Here is a 14,754-nt window from a genome sequence, read left to right as displayed (position 1 = left end):
GAAAAATGACCTTTAGAGAAGCAATTATTACTTAACTGTGTTGCCGTAGCTGTCCACGCCTGCGGCAGCGATCTTAGCGGCCTTGCGAGCAATGGCAAGCTCTTCGTTGGTCGGGACAACCGCGATCGTCACCGAGCTGTCAGGAGTGGAAATGATGCGTGGTTCCTTGGAACGTGTGGAGTTCTTTTCCTTGTCAAGTTTCACGCCGAACGGCTTTAACTTTTCACACACCATGGCACGAACGAGGTCATCGTTCTCACCGACGCCTGCAGTGAATGTAATGACATCCACGCCGCCCATCTGGGCCGTGTAGTTGCCGATGTAGCCGACGATACGGTGGACATAAACATTCATCGCGACGATGGCGTCCTCGTCGCCCTCTTCGAAGAGGCGATCGATTTCACGCATGTCTCCGTAACCGGTCATGCCGATCATGCCGGACTTCTTGTTGAACAGATCGTCGAGCTCGTCGACCGACATGTTCGCATTGCGAATCAGGTGGAAAACGACGGCCGGATCGATGTCGCCGGTACGGCTTCCCATCATCAGACCCTCGAGCGGGGTCAGGCCCATGGAAGTGTCGATCGGGTGACCGGAGACCTGAGCGGATGCGGAAGCACCATTGCCGATGTGCAGCACGATCTGCTTGAGGCCCTTAGCAGGCTTGCCGACGATATCGGGGACTATGGACCCGACGTATTCGTGACTGGTGCCGTGGGCGCCGTAGCGACGGATGCTGTACTTCTGGGCGACATCCTTGTTGAGCGCGTAGGTGTTTGCTTCCTTCGGCAGCTGGAAGAAGAACGAGGAATCGAAGACGAAGATCTGGGGGACATCGGGGAGCAGCTTACCCATGACTTCGGCACCTTCCGCTTCAGGGCCGTTGTGAAGAGGTGCCAGCACCGCGAGATCCTTGACCTCGGCGATGGTCTTGTCGTTTACGAGAGCGGGATTCGGGAAAATGGAACCACCTTGAACGACGCGATGGCCGACGGCCACAATGCCGCTGTTTTCAAGATCGGGGCCATATTCCTTGAAGAAGCCAAGCACGCGTTTGAGTCCTTCTTCGTGGTTGTGAACAGGCTCTTCAAGCTCGTGCTTTTCGCCGTTGAACTCATGCTTGTAATGGCCGTCGATTGGCTCACCGATCTTTTCGACGAGCCCGCTGGCGATACCTTCTCCGGACTCGAGATCGACCAGCTGATATTTGATAGAGCTGGAACCGGAATTGATGACAAGAACGGTTTGCGCCATAGCGTACATCCTCCAAATAGATTAATTGATCCGTGGACACACCACGGTTACCAAGTACTAGTTTACTCATGAGCTGTTACAAAAGCCTACAAACGCTGCTTTTGCTGTCATATACCAAATTCTTTGTGAGTAGCTGCCCGTTGTGATCTGAGTGGTATTCGATTCCGGAAGGATCCCAAGACCGAAGACGGTGAGAAACATAACGCTTAAGGTTGGGTCAGGTTGATGAAACGGTGTAAATAATTATGCCGTTGATGCGTGTGTCCGGTTCAGTGATTCTTGTTCGTTTACGGCTTCGCGAACTGGACGCATGGTATACATTATCTTTTCAAGCAGTAAACTTTTACTGCACAAAGACACGTGAAACCATACCGATGCCGGTTGACGACGGAGGTTTGTCACTGTTGTGCTTCGACAGCTGTAAAGGCGACGGTATTGATGATATCTTCCACCAACGCACCTCGAGAAAGATCGTTGACCGGCTTGTTCAGTCCCTGAAGCACTGGACCGATGGCGATGGCGCCAGAGGTACGCTGCACGGCCTTGTAGGCTATGTTACCTGCCGCAAGGCTAGGGAAGACGAAGACATTGACATGTCCGGCCACGTCGTTGCCTTTCGCCTTTGTGGCGGCAACTGTGGGGGACCATGCGGCGTCAAATTGGATTGAGCCGACAACGGGGAGATCGGGAGCTTTTTCATGAACAAGTTTGGTGGCTTTTTCGACCATGTCGACATCCGGTCCTTGGCCGCTACCCAGTGTGGAGTAGCACAGCATTCCTACTTTGGGATCAATGCCAAATGCGCGTGCGGTTCCAGCGGATTGAATGGCGATGTCTGCCAGTTGCTCGGGGTTGGGGTTGAGATTGATGGCGCAGTCGGCAAACACAGCGACATGGTCCTCGAAGCACATGAGGAATGCGCCGGAAACCAGCGATGCATCAGGCTTGGTCTTGATGACCTGCAACGCTGGGCGCACTGTATTCGCAGTTGAATCGACTGATCCCGAAACCAGGCCATCCGCTTTGCCAAGCGCGACGAGCATAGTACCAAAGTAACTTGGGTCTTGCAGTTGCTGACGTGCCTGTCCCTCGGTCACCCCTTTCTTAGCGCGAAGTTCGCAGAGCTTTGCAACCATGGGTTGAAGGACGGTTTCATCGTCCATTGTCTGATACGATGCTTTTTTCAGCGAGGCAAGACCAAGTTTTTTGCCTCGTGCGAGGATCGCGTCCCTGTCGCCGACGATGATCAGATTGACGATATCTCGTTGCAGTAGATAATCGGCCGCTTTGATGATACGGTCTTCAGAGCCTTCAGGCAACACAATCGTTTTCTTGTCTGCCTTCGCTTTTGCCAGCAGTTCATTTTGGAAAGCATACGGCGTGGTTGGAGCGGTGAACGGTGTGCGAGCGGCTTTAACAACCTGTTCAGTCGGAGCGTTCTCGGAGAATGCCTTAGCGGCTTTGGTGGCAGCATCAGGATCGGAATTCGAAGGGAAATCAACTGCAGGGATGGTCCACACCGGTACTGTCCAGTCCTTCAGTGACTCTTTAGCGTCGGCTGCTTTTTCATCTGTGCAGCCTGTGATGAATATGCCTGCTACTTTGCCACCCGCTTGTTTGACGGATGCGGTGCAGGCTTCGACAGTGGCTTTCACCTGTTCGCCGTTGCGGCGAATTGTGCAGATGGCGAGGAAGGTCTTGGCTTTGAGGTCGGTGGCCACATTCGCATTGAATTGGAATTCTTCCGGATCAAAGATGGGGGAGCCGTCGCTGCCGACGACAACCATGAACTCGGAGCAGGTGCGCTCCACCTCCGCGCTGTATGCGGCAACGATGTCACCACGCGCAGTGCTTTTATCTTTTCTCGCGCATCTAGGACATAGCGCACGCACATTATCAATCTTCTGAGCGGCATTGGCGACGTTGAGGAGCTCTGTGGTTAATGATTCCTTCTTGCAAGCCACGGGGCGGAATATCGCCGTCTTCTTCGCTGATGCAAGGGCTGCAACTACTCCATAGGCTACCACGTTGCGACCGTTGCCACCTTCCGGGCTGGCGATGTAAACGACTTCGTTTGCCACTATGAAACTCCTTGTGCTCCTTGTCGAAGGTGCGTCCATTGCTTAGGCGAGGGTGTATCTCCTTTCGCCTCCGTTCATATTCTAAGCGTTGCTATGACGGAAATCGTAATCAGTTTCGTCATGGTTTTCAGGACCGTAGGCAAAACAAAAGAGGATGCCGGCTGATGCCGAACATCCTCTTTTGTTTTGCCTTACAACGTTATGCGTTGTATTAGGTGCAAAATGGAACTACTCGTTGTCGCCTGCGGTTGCAGCAGTTGCGGAAAGGTCGCCTTGCTGATCAACCTTGACGCCGGAGTAGACCCACTCGGAGTAATCCGGGTGATCGTAGCCCTTGTCAACTGCGAACTGGAAAGCGTCCTCACGGAACTGCTCGAGCTTTGCGATTTCGTCGGCGTACTTGTTCTCGTCGATCATGCGCAAAGCTTCGGCAGTCAGCTCGTAACGATCCATCCTGTTAACGCGAACCATGTCATAAGGCGTCGTTGTGGAGCCCTGCTCCTCGTAGCCGTGAACGTTGAAGTTATCGTGGTTCGGGCGATCGAAGATGAGGGAGCGGATGTCGTGAGCATAGGAGTGGTAAGCGAAGAGAACCGGCTTGTCAGCAGTGAACAGATCTGTGAACTCGGCATCGGTAAGAGCTTCGTCGTTTTCCTTTGCGCTCTGGAGCTTCAGGAGATCAACAACGTTGACAACCTTGAACTTTACGCCCAATGCCTTGAGCTTCTCGGAAGCGGCCATGAGTTCCTGCGTCGGCACATCACCGGCGGCGGCCAGCACAACCTCGACCTCATCGTTGCTCTTGGCGTTGGAAGCCCAATCCCAAACGGCAGCGCCCTTTTCGAGCTCAGCGCGAGCTTCATCAAGGGTGAGCCACGTAGCGGCGGGCTGCTTGCCGGCGATGATGGCGTTGATCATGTTGGTGGACTTGAAGGCCTTCTCAGCCACGGCCAGCAACAAGTTACCGTCGGCGGGGAAGTAGATGCCCGTGACGTGATCGTTGTTGAAGGTCTTGTTCAGCAGGAGCGAGGTCACACCCGGATCCTGGTGGGAGAAGCCGTTGTGGTCCTGACGCCATACGTGAGAGGTGACCAGCATGTTCAGGGATGCGATCGGCTTGCGCCACGGAATCTCGCGAACGGTTGCCTCAAGCCACTTGGCGTGCTGGTTGAGCATCGAGTCGACAACGTGAACGAAGGACTCGTAGGAGCTCCAGATGCCGTGACGGCCGGTCAGGAGGTAGCCTTCGAGGAAGCCTTCCATCTGATGCTCGGAGAGCTGCTCGGTGACCTGACCGGTAACGCTCATGTGCTCATCGGTCTGCTCGGAAAGGTAGCCGTTGTCCCACTGCTTGTTGGTAACATCGTAAGCAGCCTGCAGACGATTGGAAGCGGTCTCGTCCGGTCCGAAGATACGGAACGAATCCGGGTTCATCTTGATGATGTCGCGAGTGTAGTTACCCAGCTGACGGGTGGCCTCAACCTGGCCCCAGCCGTGGCCGTATTCCTTAACGCCGGTGACTTCGTAAGCGGAGATATCCGGAAGCTTCAGGTCTTCGCGGATGCGGCCACCGTTCGCGTTCGGGTTCTGACCGATACGCAGTTCACCTTCAGGCATGAACGCGGTGACTTCAGGACGGATTGCACCCTTGTCGTCGAAGAGCTCCTCCGGCTTGTAGGATTCCAGCCAGCTCTTGAGAACCTGGAAGTGAGCTTCGGTATCGCGGGCGCTGGCCAGCGGCACCTGATGCGCACGCCAGGAGCCCTCAGTCTTCTTGCCGTCGATGTACTTCGGGCAAGTCCAGCCCTTAGGCGTGCGGAAAATGATCATCGGGTAGGTCGGGCGATCAACATCGTTGGTCTGAGCCTTGGCCTTGATGTCGCAAATCTTGTCGAAGACCTCTTCGAAGAGATCGGCGAAACGACGGTGGATGGACATATCGTCTTCGTCATCGAAGCCGGCAACGAACTCGTAAGGCTCATAGCCCATACCTTCGAAGAACTCGTGGAGCTCCTCATCGGGAATGCGGGCAAGAATGGACGGGTTGGCGATCTTGTAGCCGTTAAGGTGCAGGATCGGCAGCACGATGCCATCGGTGCGCGGGTTGACGAGTTTGTTGGACTGCCAGCCAGTCGCCAGCGGGCCGGTCTCGGCCTCACCATCACCGACAACTGCGGGGACAAACAGGCTCGGGTTGTTCATGACGGCACCGTATGCGTGGCTCAGGGCGTATCCAAGTTCGCCACCCTCATGAATCGAACCCGGTGTTTCGGGTGCGAAGTGGGAAGGGATGCCGCCTGGGTAGGAGAACTGACGGAAGAACTTCTGCAGACCAGCTTCGTCCTTGGTGATGTTCGGGAAGTACTCGGTGTAAGTGCCATCGAGGTAGGACTGTGAGGTGCCCGCAGGGCCGCCGTGGCCAGGTCCCATGATGAACACGGTGTTCTGCTGGTGATCGGCGATGAAGCGGTTGACATGGCCGAGCAGGAAGTTCAAGCCCGGGGTAGTGCCCCAGTGGCCGACAAGACGGTACTTGACGTCCTTACGGGTGAAGGGTTCCTTCATGAGAGGATTGTCGCGCAGATAAATCTGTCCGATGGAAAGATAGTTGGCGGCGCGCCAATACTTGTCGACTCCTTCAAGAGCCTCCTCGGAAACAGGCTTGCCGAGTTTCTTCCACGGGGTGCCAATAACAGGACTGGTCATTTATGCTCCTGTGCTCCTGTACTTTTAAGTACATATTGATTATTTTCCTCGGGCACAAACCCTTGATACCATTTGCTGAGGTTTATGCCCATTCAGGCTTTACTTTACGTTGTATCTCAGACTTTTGGACGTTTTTTTGCACCTATGTGCGAAAAAGTGATGTATTTGTCGCTGAATGTAGCGAGAAATAAGCAGTTTTTAATTTTTCGAACGTAAAAAAAGTCTTGTAAACGTTGAAACTGAGTCGAAGCTTTAAAAGCATAAACAGTTGAGGATGTTCGATCGGTACGAAATTTACGCGGCGTGTTGCTTTTCGTCGTGTCGCTTTTTGTTTATTCGGATAAACGTCAGTGAACGGCTCATTTTGTCTGCTTGAATCGAGAGAATGGATACTACTTTATTTGTGTATGCGATCGCATACGAACAGCGCATAGAGGAGAATTCATGGCAAACGGTCCAGTGCTCGTCGTCGACTTCGGTGCACAATACGCTCAGCTTATCGCCCGGCGTGTGCGTGAGGCTCATGTCTATTCCGAATTGGTACCGCACTCGATGCCTGTCGAACAGATGCTCGCCAAGGATCCGAAAGCCATCATACTTTCCGGCGGGCCAGCTTCCGTATATGAACCGGGTGCCCCGAGCATCGATAAAGCGATATTCGAGGCTGGTGTGCCGGTATTGGGAATCTGCTACGGGTTTCAAGTCATGGCCAACGAGCTCGGCGGTAAGGTCAACAAGGCAGCGCTCGGCGAATACGGGAAAACCGAGGCTGTGGTTGATAAAGCTGAAGGAATTCTTGCTGATTCTCCGGCGGAGCAGACAACATGGATGAGTCATGGTGTTGCAGTGGAGGAGGCGCCAGAAGGTTTTCAGGTTCTGGCGCATACGGAAGGCGCTCCTGTGGCTGCGATGCAAGATGAATCCCGTAAGCTTTATGGTGTGCAGTGGCATCCGGAAGTGAAACACACCGTGCTCGGCAACCAGCTGCTTTTTGCATTTTTGCATGAATGTGCAGGGCTTGCCAGCGATTGGGATGCAGACAACATCATCGATGAGCAGGTTGGGCGGATTCGTGAGCAGGTGGGCGATGCGGAGGTAATCTGTGGGCTTTCCGGCGGTGTCGATTCGGCCGTGGCAGCCGCTTTGGTGCACAAGGCCGTCGGAGATCAGCTAACCTGTGTGTTTGTTGACCACGGCATGCTGCGTAAAGGTGAGGCTGAACAAGTTCGTCACGATTTTGTTGAAGCGACAGGAATCAAACTTATCGAAGTCGACGCTTCAGAGGAGTTCCTTACCGCTCTGGAAGGTGTCACGGAGCCGGAGCGCAAACGCAAGATCATCGGCGAGAAGTTCATCCGTACGTTTGAGAAGGCGCAGAAGGAAGTGCTTGAAGAAGCCGGTGCACGCGGAAAGGAAGTGAAATTCCTGGTTCAGGGCACGCTGTACCCGGATGTCGTTGAGTCCGGTGGTGGCGATGGTGCGGCAAATATCAAGTCGCACCATAATGTCGGGGGATTGCCCGAAGACGTCAAGTTTGAATTGGTCGAACCGCTACGTAACCTGTTCAAAGATGAGGTCCGTGCCATCGGCACCAAGCTCGGTTTACCGGATAATATTGTATGGCGGCAGCCGTTCCCCGGTCCGGGTCTGGGCATTCGAATCATCGGCGAGGTCACCAAGGATCGTCTTGATCTTCTGCGTGATGCTGACGCTATCGCTCGTGAGGAGATGGCCAAAGCCGGACTTGATCGAGACATTTGGCAGTGCCCGGTAGTGTTGTTGGCCGATGTGCATTCAGTAGGTGTCCAAGGCGACGAACGTACTTACGGCTCACCGATCGTGCTGCGTCCGATTAGCTCGGATGATGCGATGACTGCTGACTGGTACCGACTGCCGTATGACGTTCTTGCCACGATTTCCACACGCATCACCAACGAATGCCGAGGAATCAATCGTGTGGTTTTGGATTGCACTTCCAAGCCGCCGGCCACCATCGAATGGGAATAAGCGGGATGTAGCGCTGAAGCGCGTGACTGCGGGCGATGCAGCGGTAAATGGGCCGCTGCATCGCCTTTTTAGACAGCATGTCTCATCTTCAGTGTCGTCCTTATCACTTCGACAGCTACATAGACTCACAATTATGAAGTTGATATCAATCTTGAATGGTAGAAGCAATGACGGTTCCCTCTGAAACATATGCGTTGAATAATGGTGTAGAAATCCCAAAGATCAGGTTTGGAACTTGAAATTCCCAATGGTGACTTGGCCTATAATTCAGTGCGCATGGCGATAGAAGCAGGTTACAGGCATATTGATACGGCCTATGTCTACGACAATGAGTGCAGCGTGGGACGTGCTGTCCGGGATTCAGGTGTGTCTCGTGATGGGATATTCGTGACCACGAAGTTGCTGGCAAAAGTAAAACAGGCTGATGAAGTCCAGAAGTATTTTGACAAGACCATGAAGCATCTTGGTCTGGAAGTGCTCGACCTTCATCTCATTCACGCTCCATGTCCGCGAACCATGCGGGACACATGCGGATGGACAACGAGAATCTGGCTGTTTGAGGTCATATGAAAGAAATTTATCGCTCTGGTCGTGTGGGCGATTGGCGTGTCAAATTTTGATGATCACGATTTGGAGAACATTCTTGATCGTGGCGAGATAATTCCGACGGTCAATCAAATGCAATATTACATAGGGGCTACCGAACCCCGCAACCGGATATTTGAGCAGTCGCACGCTGTGCTGGTCGAGGCGTATTCGCTCTTGCACCCGGAGGGCTGCTCAAATCACACGATCTTGCAGTGATGGCTAATAAATACAGTGTTTCGACCGCGCAGCTCGCGATTCGTTTCTGTATTCAGAAACGGTGTACTTCCGCTGCCAAAGGCAACAAGTCGAATGCTGAGGTTGATTTCGTGATTGACGGCGCAGACATGGACCTGCTCAGGGCTTTCGCCAATTCAAACCCAAATGGGCATAATCCTAGTCAACGATAGCTGTGCTGACTAGCGGCTATCGTTGCTTGTTTTATGGCGTTCAGAATATGTTAAAAGGCCCGCCAAATTGTGATATTTGACGGGGTTCCATACGTAACGCTTTGAAGGGTTGGGTTCTTCATTCGAATATTAGGCAAGAAAACGCAGTATTTATCAAGTTGTCGACGTTGACGATGTACTGAGAATCTTGGCGAATCAAAGTGAGCCACCTCTCTTTATCGTTGCAACGCTAATATTGCGAATGTCGTTTGCTTCACGGATGGATGGTGTCACGCAGTGCATTGATTTCCTTGTCGCGCTGCTGCAGTTCCATGGTGGTGTTGTTGAAAAGTTCTAGAACCTGTTGAGCTGTGTTAATCGTTTGGCAGTCACGTTCTGCGGCGTCGGTGAAAGTGGAGACAGTCAGAAACAGTTCAAGCGAGCGAGCATCATTATCTTCCAAGGCCCGGCTGATGATTCCTCTAAGCATAATCTTGAGGTTGCGTGAGTCTTTCTTGGCGGCCCTTCGACGTTCCATATAAAGCAGGAAGAGCGCGGACAAGTACGGATGCCGTCTCAGCGACCGCTGTAGCCCATTCTGTCATTGTTCCGATTTCCAGATTAAGCACTTGTTCCTCTTTTGTTGGATTTGCTTAAATTGTAGTGGAGGTAAGTCAGGTTTCTCGACCATTTTTTAGATGAACAGCAAAGACGCTATCAGAAGTTTGTTGATATAACGCCATATTTGATTCTGTGGTTGGCTTATCAATAACCACGGATAGTGATTTAATAGACGCGTAATCTCTTTCCTGAAAGGCAGTTATATGAACGAGAACGAAGCTATGGATTTGCTGCGTAAATTCGTTGGATTCCAGACCGAAAACGGCAATGAAAAAGTCGTTGCAGACGAGATCAAGGCCATTTTCGACAAAGCTGGGGTGCCTTGCAAGGTAATTGAGCTTGAACAGGACCCGTCGAGAGCAAATCTTGTTGCCGAACTGGGCCACGGTGAGCCCGTACTTGGTATCACCGGTCACATGGACACGGTGTCGGCTCAGCAGGAAGGCTGGGAGACTGATCCGTTCGATGTCACCGAGAAAGGTGATCTGATTTACGGTAGAGGTGTCACCGACATGAAGGCAGGCTTGGCCGCCATGGTCTTCGCCATGCTCAATCTTAAGGAGCATGAGAATCAGATGCACGGAACCGTTCGCTTCCTGGCTACGGCCGGCGAAGAGGTTGGTATGCCCGGTGCCGAGGCCATGCTCAAACAGGGTTATATGAAGGGCGTCGAGGCATTGCTTGTTGGCGAACCTTCTGGATACAACATTGTCTATGCCACAAAGGGCGAGCTGAATCTCAACATCAATATGCAAGGCAAAGCCGCACATAGCTCGACGCCTGCTGCCGGAATCAATGCAGTCGAGAACCTGCTCGAGTTCCTTGACACCATCACCAAGCGCATCAATGGTGCCGCAGAAGGAAAGAACAATCCAGATCTTGGCGATACCGTATTCAACATCGATGTGATTCGTGGAGGCCAGCAGGTCAACGCGATTCCTGAGTCCGCCAGTGCCGAAATCAACATTCGCATTATTCCTGAGTTTAGTAACACGGAAATTCTTGCGCTTCTTGATGGGGAAGTGAAGAAATTCAACGAAAACCACAAAGCGAACGTTTCCTACACAATCGGCATGGATATCAAGCCGGCCATTGGCCCTAAGGAAGCCAAACTCGTCAACGTGGTCAAGTCCGCTGGCAAGAAGCATCTCGAGGCTCAGGGTCAGTCCGGAGATATCCCGATGTATGGTGTGTCCGGGGCTACCGATGGAAGCGTGCTGCTTCTCGACAGCCCGAAAGACACCGCCTACGTCGTGTTCGGTCCCGGCAACGACACGCCGCATCGTGTCAACGAAAGTCTGCCGAAGCAGATGTACTTCGACTTCATCGGCATCTATATCGATATCATCAACGAATACATGGGCATCAAAAAGTAGCGGTGGTCGTGCATTGTTAATCCGTGGTTGAAAATTGAAAGTGCCGACCCTTTAGCGAGGATCGGCACTTTCAATTGTGCAAATATCAGCTTGACTCAAATCGTCAAGCTAGGCGAATTCGATGGTGTCTTTTTCTCCGTCCATCGACTTGATGACCGCCAGTGATGCGACGTCGTGACCTGCCTCCCGCAACTCCTTGCCGCCATTCTGGAAACCCTTCTCAATGGCGATGCCTATTCCCTCGATGATTACGCCAGCCTCGTTACAGATGTCAATAAGCCCATGCATCGCTTTGCCATTGGCAAGGAAATCGTCAATCAATAGGACATGCTCACCGAAAGTGAGAAAGCGCTTCGAAACAATGACAGGAAATTCCTTCTGCTTGGTAAAGGAGTATACAAGTGAAGTATATTGATCCCCGTCGAGGTTGATGGACTGCGTCTTTTTTGCAAAGACAACGGGAACGTTGCCAAAATGTTGCGCAACGATAGTTGCTATGCCGATACCGCTGGCTTCAATGGTCAGAATCTTGTCGATGCGGCGACCGGCGAATATGCGAGCCCATTCGGCACCCATCTTGTTGAAGAGCTCTACGTCGCATTGATGGTTAAGGAAGGCATCGACTTTGAGTACGTTGCCGGGCTTGACTGTTCCATCTCGTCGAATCCGGTCTTCAAGTTCTTTCATGTCAGCTTTTCGCTCTCCTGTGAAATTGTCACCATGCCACTCGTGTTGTGGCAATGTACGGAATATGAGCATAATCGCGGGAGGTGACGTCCGTCGAGGCGGGAATGCGAGGGAAAGTGCTCTTGTGATGAGTGCCGTTGGCTTTGCATACATCGCTGGAATCTTTAGTGCCCGAGCTTTTGCGATGAGATATGAATCTTTTTCCGGCAAGGGAAAATCGATGGATGACAACTGTGTGTGATAAAAATGGAGACCTATTAAAGACGGGTCTGCCCCAATCATGGGCGCTCGCAGACGGCTTTTCGAAGGGAACAGGTGTGGCACAGGATCCGGATTTTATGGCACGCAGCGCCAAGGAACTTGTCGGTGATCTCAATGAGCAACAGGCAAAGGCCGTGCAGTATCGTGGACCGGCGCTACTGATTGGTGCAGGTGCAGGTTCCGGTAAGACGCGTGTGCTCACTCGTCGAGTCGCGTGGATTCTTTCTCAATTCGGTGCTTGGCCCAGCCAGGTTTTGGCCATTACCTTTACCAACAAAGCTGCCGCTGAAATGCGTGAACGTCTTGATTCGCTCATTGGGCCCGTGGCCCAACGCATGTGGATTTCAACCTTCCACTCAGCTTGTGTACGTATTTTGAGACGCGATGGGGAAGCCATCGGTCTGCGCTCCGGTTTCTCGATTTACGACACCGCAGATAGCCAGAGGCTAATCAAACTCATCGCCACAAGCCTGAACTTTGATATCAAACGTTATACTCCTAGGGCGATTCTTGCTCAGATTTCCGACTATAAGAACAGGATGATCGGCTGGAAGGAATTGCTAAAAACGTATGCTCCGGACTATACGCCGGGACAGCAAGGCTATCAGCTTGGCAACTACGGCAATGCTGAAGCACTTTATGCCGTGGTATATGCGGAATATCAGCATCGCTTGGCCGCCGCGAATGCCGTTGACTTCGACGATCTAATTTTCAGGACGGTAGAGCTGTTACACGACCATCCGGAAGTCGCCGATTACTATCACCATAAGTTCCGTTATATTCTGGTCGATGAGTATCAGGACACTAACCATGCCCAGTACCTGTTGGTACGTGAGCTTTGTGGTATCGATAGGCAGCAGGACGGCGCACCCCAACGTGATTCTGCAGGACGTGAAGGGCCGGCGTGGGTCACTGTCGTTGGTGATTCCGACCAGTCGATCTATGCTTTTCGTGGGGCAGATATCAGTAACATCGAGGATTTCGAGAAGGATTTTCCCGGTGCGTTGACTATCATGCTTGAACAGAATTATCGTTCGACACAAACCGTTCTTGATGCCGCCAACGCGGTGATTGCCAAGAACGCTGGACGAAAACCCAAAAACCTGTGGACCGCTCTCGGCAAAGGAGAGCCGATCGTCGGTTATGCCGCCGACAATGCTCAACAGGAGGGCGGATGGATCGCCAATGAAATTGCAAACCTGCATACAGAGCAAGGATATGCGTATTCGGATATGGCAATTATGTACCGTGCTAATGCACAGTCTCGAGCACTTGAAGAAGCGCTGATCAACGCGGGAATTCCTTACCAGCTTGTAGGCGGCACGAAATTCTATGAACGTCGTGAAGTCAAGGATGCCATTGCGTATTTGCAAGCCATCACGAATCCTGCCGACAGCGTCAACATGCGTCGTATCATGAACACGCCCAAACGCGGGCTGGGTGCCCGTGCGGAATCGGTCGTTGCCAGCTATGCTGATGAGCACAATGCTCCATTCTGGTATGGCATCGAGCATATGGACGAGATTGCCGATTTGCCGACGAGAACCCGTACCAAGCTCGGTGAATTCCGTGACCTGATGCTGGATCTTACGAAGTTTGCGGTGGATCATGATACAAAGCCTTCCGAAATTGTTGCTGAAGTGATGAGCAAGTCCAAGCTTCTCGAAGAATTACAGCGTTCCACCGATCCTCAGGACGAGTCGCGAGTGGAAAACCTGTCCCAGTTGCAGTCTGTTGCTGCCGAATTCGAGCAAAAAACACCTGATGCCACACTTTCAGGATTTCTCGAAACGACGGCGCTGGTGGCTGACTCCGACCAGCTGCCCGGTGAGGGGGAGGATTCCGGCAAGATTACGTTGATGACTCTGCACACCGCCAAGGGTCTCGAATATCCGGTGGTCTTTCTGACCGGCATGGAGCAAGGCACGTTCCCGCATTCGCGCTCACTTGAAGATGAGCAGGAACTCAGTGAGGAGCGGCGACTTGCTTATGTGGGCATCACCCGTGCCAAGCAGCGGCTTTACGTCACCCGTGCGGCTGTGCGTTCGCAGTGGGGGCAGGCGGCGGAAATGCTCCCCAGCCAGTTCCTTGATGAGATTCCCGACGAGCTTATTGAATGGAAGCGTCGCGAAGCAGGTGTCGAGCGGATGCGATCGGGCTGGAGCTCAGGTGACGGCGATGAGTTCGATGACGAATTCGGAGGCTGGGGCGATGATGATGGTTTCTCTTCCGGTTCCTCGTTTGGGGGATCTCGCTCCTCGTCATCATATGGGCGATCGAGAGGGTCTGGTCGTTCAAATTATGGCTCTTCCTATGCTTCGCGTTCGGGTTCCTCCTATGGATCAGGTTCGTCGTACAGTTCTAAATCTGGGTACTCTTCACGCTACGGTTCACGATCCGGATACAGCGGGTCGTCTGCCGGAAGCAGTTACGGCTCGGGTTCGCCCGGTTCCTCCTCGTACGGTTCGCGTGCTAGATACGGTTCGTCATCGTATGGTTCCAGTACCGGCACTCGTGGCGGCAAAGTAACTACGCGTCGAACCACGCCTACGGCTTCCACGAAGGCTGTGCCGGCTTCGGCTTTGAACAAAGACAACAAGTTGAACATTTCCGATTTTGCCATCGGTGACAAGGTGACCCATGATCAGTATGGTCTGGGTACGATCGTGGACACCCAAGATAAAGGCCGCAACTCAATCATTACGGTTGATTTCGGATCTGACGGCATTAAGCGCCTGATGCTTCGCGTAGCTCCAATCGAAAAGTTGTAAGTCGATTTTTGCAGGA

At 52.7% G+C, this 14,754-nt stretch carries 10 protein-coding genes; 5 read left to right on the top strand and 5 right to left on the bottom strand.

Annotation, left to right across the window (positions count from 1 at the left end):
• Positions 1-27: 27 nt before the first annotated feature.
• The 3 genes from GA0061077_RS02825 to GA0061077_RS02815 form a co-directional block, all read right to left on the bottom strand.
• Complete coding sequence (locus GA0061077_RS02825; protein WP_091847377.1) at positions 28-1,254, bottom strand: acetate/propionate family kinase; 1,227 nt, start codon at positions 1,252-1,254, stop codon at positions 28-30.
• Between the two features lie 398 nt (positions 1,255-1,652).
• Complete coding sequence (gene pta / locus GA0061077_RS02820) at positions 1,653-3,374, bottom strand: phosphate acetyltransferase (protein WP_091847376.1); 1,722 nt, start codon at positions 3,372-3,374, stop codon at positions 1,653-1,655.
• Between the two features lie 189 nt (positions 3,375-3,563).
• The gene (locus tag GA0061077_RS02815; protein WP_091847375.1) at positions 3,564-6,041 is read right to left on the bottom strand and encodes a phosphoketolase; all 2,478 of its coding nucleotides are present in this window, start codon (positions 6,039-6,041) and stop codon (positions 3,564-3,566) included.
• A gap of 444 nt (positions 6,042-6,485) precedes the next feature.
• Between GA0061077_RS02815 and guaA the strand changes: the two genes are divergently transcribed.
• The 3 genes from guaA to GA0061077_RS06940 all read left to right on the top strand — a co-directional run bounded on the left by guaA (position 6,486) and on the right by GA0061077_RS06940 (position 9,043).
• Positions 6,486-8,048, top strand: a complete 1,563-nt coding sequence (gene guaA, locus GA0061077_RS02810) for a glutamine-hydrolyzing GMP synthase (protein ID WP_091847374.1) — start codon at positions 6,486-6,488, stop codon at positions 8,046-8,048.
• Between the two features lie 228 nt (positions 8,049-8,276).
• Positions 8,277-8,618, top strand: coding sequence for an aldo/keto reductase (locus tag GA0061077_RS06945; protein WP_200754436.1), 342 nt, complete (start codon positions 8,277-8,279; stop codon positions 8,616-8,618).
• A gap of 230 nt (positions 8,619-8,848) precedes the next feature.
• Positions 8,849-9,043, top strand: coding sequence for a hypothetical protein (locus GA0061077_RS06940; protein WP_200754435.1), 195 nt, complete (start codon positions 8,849-8,851; stop codon positions 9,041-9,043).
• A 253-nt stretch (positions 9,044-9,296) separates the two neighbouring features.
• Here GA0061077_RS06940 and GA0061077_RS02800 read toward each other — a convergent pair whose 3' ends face one another.
• The gene (locus GA0061077_RS02800; RefSeq protein WP_143249586.1) at positions 9,297-9,560 is read right to left on the bottom strand and encodes a hypothetical protein; all 264 of its coding nucleotides are present in this window, start codon (positions 9,558-9,560) and stop codon (positions 9,297-9,299) included.
• Positions 9,561-9,846: 286 nt separating this feature from the next.
• Here GA0061077_RS02800 and GA0061077_RS02795 point away from each other — a divergent pair, with 286 nt between their 5' ends.
• Complete coding sequence (locus tag GA0061077_RS02795) at positions 9,847-11,019, top strand: ArgE/DapE family deacylase (protein WP_091847372.1); 1,173 nt, start codon at positions 9,847-9,849, stop codon at positions 11,017-11,019.
• Between the two features lie 108 nt (positions 11,020-11,127).
• Here the strand turns inward: GA0061077_RS02795 and GA0061077_RS02790 are convergent, their stop codons facing one another.
• The gene (locus GA0061077_RS02790; RefSeq protein WP_091847371.1) at positions 11,128-11,706 is read right to left on the bottom strand and encodes a xanthine phosphoribosyltransferase; all 579 of its coding nucleotides are present in this window, start codon (positions 11,704-11,706) and stop codon (positions 11,128-11,130) included.
• Positions 11,707-12,044: 338 nt separating this feature from the next.
• Between GA0061077_RS02790 and GA0061077_RS02785 the strand changes: the two genes are divergently transcribed.
• Complete coding sequence (locus tag GA0061077_RS02785; RefSeq protein WP_260281738.1) at positions 12,045-14,738, top strand: ATP-dependent helicase; 2,694 nt, start codon at positions 12,045-12,047, stop codon at positions 14,736-14,738.
• The last annotated feature ends 16 nt before the right edge of the window (positions 14,739-14,754 follow it).

Origin of the sequence: Bifidobacterium commune, assembly GCF_900094885.1 — a bacterium.
Classification (GTDB): Bacteria; Actinomycetota; Actinomycetes; order Actinomycetales; family Bifidobacteriaceae; genus Bifidobacterium; species Bifidobacterium commune.
The sequence above is the reverse complement of the archived record's forward strand: the minus strand, read 5'-3'. Positions and strand labels throughout refer to the sequence as shown.